We start from the raw sequence: 1,095 nt of genomic DNA, 5'->3' as shown, positions 1-1,095 counted from the left end.
AAATCCGTCGTCGCGAAGGAACACGTTCCCCACGCCCGCCACGAGGACCCCGCTCACACCGGGCCTCACATGCTCCGCATTCGCACGTAGCGCTTGATGTCCGGAATTGAACGCAGGCCGACGACGGCTGCTGCCAGGCCCGCGGCCAGCAAGAGCACGACTGTCATGATGCCCAGAGCTTTCATGGTGATGGTTCCTTTCCGTTGTCCGGGGCCGGCGCCGCGGTGAGCGGGACGAGTTCCTCGGGGGCGAAATACAGATACCGTCCGTACCACTCCTGCAGTTCGGCGGCGGGGTCGGCCTCGAGGACCACCGCGACGTGCGTTCCGCCGTCGACGTCGAAGTGGACTCCGGTGACACGCCCCGACTTGCCGGCGAAGAAGAGGTCTTGGGCGTCGGCGCGGCGCAGCGGGACAACCCGCACCCTGCTGCCGCGTGAGATCGGGACGCCGTCGATGAAGACGGTGTCCGATCCCGGATCCACGGCGGCGTCCCGGGCCGGATCCCACCACGGCGTGCCGGCGCCGGTGTCCGCGGCGGAGGCGCCCGGAACCGAGAATTCCGGAACTGAGAACTCCGGATAGGCCGGGGCCGCGGGGCCGGGGAAGCCGTCGCCTCCGATGCTCCCGGGGCCGCGGGGCGCACCGGCGTGCGGGTTCCGCAGGATGCCGTGCAACTGCTGGAGCTCCTCTGCCGTCATGTTTTCGCAGCGTTCGATGATCGCCGCGGCCCGGGCATCGGTTGACCGGGCCTCCGCCTTTTCCGCATCGGTCAGGGTGAGCACCCGCAAGGTCAGGATTTCATCGATCTCCGTCGCGTCGAACAGTTCCACGGTGCTTTCCGGTGCCACCGCCGGATGGTCATAGAGGATGATCGGGGACAGGAGCAGGACATCGCGCTGCCCTTCGGGGCCGGCGAGCACGGGCCAGCAGCGGTGCTGGCTGCACGAAGCCGCCGCCGCCGCTGCCCATTCCGGCGGATCGATCACCGACAGGAAATCGGCATCGTGGACGGCGAGCAGGACATGGGCTCCGATGAACGAGTACTCGATGGCGGTACGCGTGTCGGTGGCGGCGGCCGCCGCGTTCTCCACCG

At 68.8% G+C, this 1,095-nt stretch carries 1 pseudogene; it reads right to left on the bottom strand.

The window, feature by feature from the left end:
- Positions 1-181: 181 nt before the first annotated feature.
- A pseudogene (locus Y706_RS29360) lies at positions 182-1,095 on the bottom strand (hypothetical protein); the annotation flags it as partial.

The organism is Arthrobacter sp. I3, from assembly GCF_000520575.1.
Lineage (GTDB): Bacteria > Actinomycetota > Actinomycetes > Actinomycetales > Micrococcaceae > Arthrobacter > Arthrobacter humicola_A.
This window is presented reverse-complemented; position numbering and strand designations above follow the sequence as displayed.